The 4,248-nt window shown below is 62.7% G+C and carries 2 protein-coding genes and 1 pseudogene; 2 read left to right on the forward strand and 1 reads right to left on the reverse strand.

Annotation, left to right across the window (positions count from 1 at the left end; genetic code table 11):
• Positions 1-1,397, forward strand: a pseudogene (locus EOA79_RS30065) (adenylate/guanylate cyclase domain-containing protein); the annotation flags it as partial.
• Between the two features lie 19 nt (positions 1,398-1,416).
• The gene (locus tag EOA79_RS30070) at positions 1,417-2,097 is read left to right on the forward strand and encodes a redoxin domain-containing protein (protein WP_066994127.1); all 681 of its coding nucleotides are present in this window, start codon (positions 1,417-1,419) and stop codon (positions 2,095-2,097) included.
• A 63-nt stretch (positions 2,098-2,160) separates the two neighbouring features.
• Here the strand turns inward: EOA79_RS30070 and EOA79_RS30075 are convergent.
• On the reverse strand, positions 2,161-4,248 hold a 2,088-nt coding region (locus tag EOA79_RS30075; RefSeq protein WP_128293565.1), incomplete at its 5' end, for an SAM-dependent methyltransferase.

Here is a 4,248-nt window from a genome sequence, read left to right on the forward strand (position 1 = left end):
GCTGCGAACTGCTTTGCGATGCCGAAATCATCGAGGAGGTCGCCGGATCAGGCTCGATCTCGTCGCCAAGCTACCGCTTTACGCAAACGTTGCTGCAGGACGTGATCTACCAGAATCTGCTGTTGCAACGCCGGACCGATATCCACGGGCGGGTCGGTGCCGCCTTGGAGCAGCTGTGTGGCGACAAGCCGGAACGGCTCGAGGATTTGACCGTGCTCGGTCATCATTTCGCGCAGAGCGCGGAGCGGGAGAAAGGCGCGCATTACTTGCAGGCGGCGGGCGATCGCGCTCGCATGATATACGCCAACGACGACGCCCTTCGTTTCTATGAGCGAGCGCTGGCTGCGTTGGGCGCGATCGGGCAAACGCCGCTCAAGCTGGCAATCGCGGAGCGCATTGCCGATTTGAGCGGCCCGGTGGGCCGCCGCGAGGTCGCGCACCAGCACTACGAAACGGTGCTGCAGGCATATCGCGAGTCAGGCAATCGCGTCGCGTCGGCACGAGTTTTGCGCAAGATCGGTCGGCTGCTCTGGGACGTCGGCAAGCGGGACAACGCAGAAACCCGCTATGCTGAAGCCGCAGCGCTCCTCGAAGGAGCGGATGCCCCGATCGAGCAGGCGCAGCTGTGGCAAGAACGTGGCCGACAGGCGTTCCGTGGCGGAGATCACGCTCGCGCAGCAAAATGGGCAGACGCGGCGCTGGATGGCGTACGCACTCTGACAACGGAGCATGTCTCCGAGGAAGGGCGTGACGCCACTCTTGTGACCGCCGAGGCACTCAACACCAAGGCTGTCGCGCTGGCTCGCCTTGGGCGAAACCTTGAAGCGGTGCGCCAGATCGAGCGTAGCATTGAACTGGCCGAAGCCGCCGGTCTGCTGGGCACGGCCTGCCGCGGCTACACCAATCTCGGCGTGCTTTACACGACCATCGATCCGGCACAGGCGATAAAGGTCTGTCGGCGCGGTCTTGAAGTGGCGCGCCATATTGGTGATTCGGGCTTTCAGGCGCGCCTCCTCGCGAACCTGGCGGTTGCTTGTTGTACTTTCACGGATCGTTGCCCAACGGAGGGCGTGCCTGCTGCCGAGAAGGCCATCGAGATCGACCGGGCACTCGACCAGCGCGAGCATCTGCCGGTGCCGTTGATCGTGCTTGCGCAGATCCACCAGTGCAATGGTCGTCCGGAACTGGCGGTTGGCTTGTTCCACGAAGCACTGGACGTAGCGCGCGAAACGAGTGAACCCCAACTGCTGTTTCCGTGCTATGATGGTCTGGCAACGCTTAATCTCGACCTCGACAATTTGGCCGAGGCCGAACGCTACTTTTCCCTGGCGCAGGGTATATGCGCCCAGCACGGGCTAGACCCGGAAGCGCTTGTGGTGCTGCCTTTTCTCGACTAGCCGGGTGGGAGGTTGAACAATGTCCGCGCGTATTGACTTGGTACCGCTTCAACCGGGCGATCGTGCGCCGAACGTGGTGCTCGACGCCATAACCCAGGAAGGCAAGATCGCGCTTGACGACTTCCGCGGACAAAAACCGGTGCTGGTTGGCCTGTTTCGAGGTCTGCATTGTGCGTTTTGCCGACGCCATATCGCCGCCCAGGCGCGGCTTGATCCGGAACTGCGCGAAAAGGGGGTGGAAAGCCTGACGGTGGTCAACACGCCGATCGAACGGGCGCGTCTCTATTTCCGCTACCACCCGATGCCGAATCTGCTTGCGGCTTCCGACCCTGAACGCGCTTCGCATCGTGCTTTTGGACTGCCCAATCTTGAATTTACCCAGGACGACACGAACTGGCCGTACAAGGTCTCGATGGCAGCGGCAAAGGATATGCGGGTCGACATACCAGGCGAGTTGCCCGCTCCCATGGATCCTTTTGCGGCCAGCGAATTCCTCGACAAGAAGGACCATTACGAAGTGACCGAGGCCGACCAGCAGATGATGGCAACGGGACACGGACAACTGATCGGTCAATTCCTGCTGGACCGGCAGGGGGTGGTCCGCTGGAGCTTCACGGAGGTTCCAGAGGGTGGGCGATACATGTTTGGGGCGCCAAACCCGCAGGAGCTGATGTCAGCCGTATCCCAGGTCGTTCAATAGACTTGCGAACAAGGTAGTCGGGCGGGACACCGATAAAAAAGCAGAACCCGGTTTGTTCACCGGTCATCCGAGCACGGCCTCGACACGCGCAACAAAGTCTTCGAGCGAGCGATCCCCGCGAACCTCGATGCGCGGAAGGTCGATGGGATCGCAATCGAGATCCGCCGGCCCGTGTTTGCCGCCGAAGCCGATCCGATAGCCGCACTCCCTGGCCAGCCGGCCAAGCCGTCGGTCGGTGACAGAGAAGGGTGCCGCGAACGCCGTGGTTGGCCGACCGGTCCACCGTTCGACGAACATGCGAGAGCGCAGGAGCTCGGCGGCCAAATCAGAACTCGACAGACCATCGATCGCGCGATGCGTCGCCAGATGGCTTCCGAAGAACGCACCTTCGCCGGCGAGACGTCGCACCGTCCCAGCGTCCATGAGCTGCGTCGGCGGACCGCTGTCGATGTCCCACCGTGCACTTTCCCCTACCAAGTCCGTTACCAGGAACACTTCCGCGGTCAGGTCGTTCGCGCGCAAGATCGGCCAAGCATGGTCGGCAAAATTCTGGAAGCCGTCATCGAAGGTGATGAGCACCGGGCGACCAACGAAAGGTTCACGGTTGGCGATGGACCATCCCAGTTGCTCGGACGTGATGGCGTGAAAGCCATTGGCGCGCAGCCATGCCATCTGGCGGTCGAATGCGGCGGGCGTGAGCCGAAAACGGGCGAGCGCGGCTGGACCATCATCGGCGATGCCGTGGTACATGAGGACAGGGACATGCTGCCGCCGCTCGCTGCGCGCGACGTCGCGGCGCAAGGCCCGTGCCCCGCCCCAGACGATATTTCGCGCGACTCCAACACCGATGGGCGCGTGGATTGGCACATGATCAATCACCGGGTCCGTCGCCACGCCGTCCGGTGACAGGCGGCGGAAGCGGTCTATGCGATAGAGCTCGGTCTGGATCGACCGCTCGAGGACGAGGCCTTCGGTCGCCGCCAGCGTCTCCGAGATCGCTTGTGCGCCGAATGTGTTCCAGTCGAAGCCCGTCCTCTCAACATTGTCGCGGAGCACGAATGCGTGTGCGCTGACGACACTGCCGCCAGGCGTCAACGCCTCAACAAATTTCTTGGCGATGCGCCGCAACTCAGCGAGATCGTCCAGGTAGTAGAGCACTTCCGAACAGACGATCAGATCCATCTTGCCCGGAAGCGTTTCCGCGGAGAAATCCAGTACGCCGAAGTCGACATTCGGCTGATCGCTGCATCGCGCGCGCGCCCGCTCGACGGCTACGCTGGAGATGTCAGTTGCGGTCAAATGGCCGACTCGCGGCGCCAGCTGCCGCGTGAAGTGGCCCTCCGCGCAGGCCAGCTCAAGCGCCCGTCCGATGAGACCGGCAGGCAGAATTTCGAGCTGCCGCTCATACTTTTCCTGCTCATAGGGCGAACGATAGTTCCAGGGATCCTCGGTCGCGAAACGGCGATTCCAGAACGACGTGCGATCAGTACCGTTGTCATCCGCGGCCGGTTTACGGCGCGGTGCCGCTAATGGCTCTGCAGGTTCGGCGCTCGACCGAACCAGTTCCTGCGCTTTCGCGGCCAATCGCGCCAGCTTGCCGAAGTGGCTGTCCGGATCGGACGGAGGCTCCGCCATGGACAACGATGCCCCGGCTTCAGACATGTTTGACTTGTCGGCAACGCCGCTCTGCGAGGCCAACTCGATCCAATGGCTCCTTGTCACTTTCCCGAGCGCGCCGAACTGCACGCGAGCCTCGATCCGGCCGTCCATCATCAGATAGGCATAAATTCGATCGATTCCTTCCGGAAGTTCGGTGGAGGCCGGATTTCCGGCGTCGACGCGAATTCCCAGTGTCCGCGCCAATCTGCGCGGCGCGGCGAGATCGTCGGAGTCGAGAAGCATTTGCTCAAGGTGATACTGGACGCGGCGACCCGCTGCGGGATCGTCCCAGACCCTGCCGAGTTCGACGATCAACTCGGTGAGGGGGCCACCGAACCTGTCCCACCTGGCAGCCAATTGCGCTGGCACCGACAGGCTTCCTGCCATAAGGCCATCGAAGACCACCCTGGCGATCTCACGCGCCCATTTGCGTGCTGCCGGGACCGCGCGCAGGGACTGCGCGTCGATTGAGCAGGCGCCGCGGCCGCAATC

Origin of the sequence: Mesorhizobium sp. M1A.F.Ca.IN.020.03.2.1 (assembly GCF_004023205.1) — a bacterium.
GTDB lineage: Bacteria > Pseudomonadota > Alphaproteobacteria > Rhizobiales > Rhizobiaceae > Mesorhizobium.

Excerpts from the sequence above, each read along its gene's own strand:
- EOA79_RS30070 (WP_066994127.1), top strand. The coding sequence starts at position 1,417 with ATGTCCGCGCGTATTGACTTGGTACCGCTTCAACCGGGCGATCGTGCG.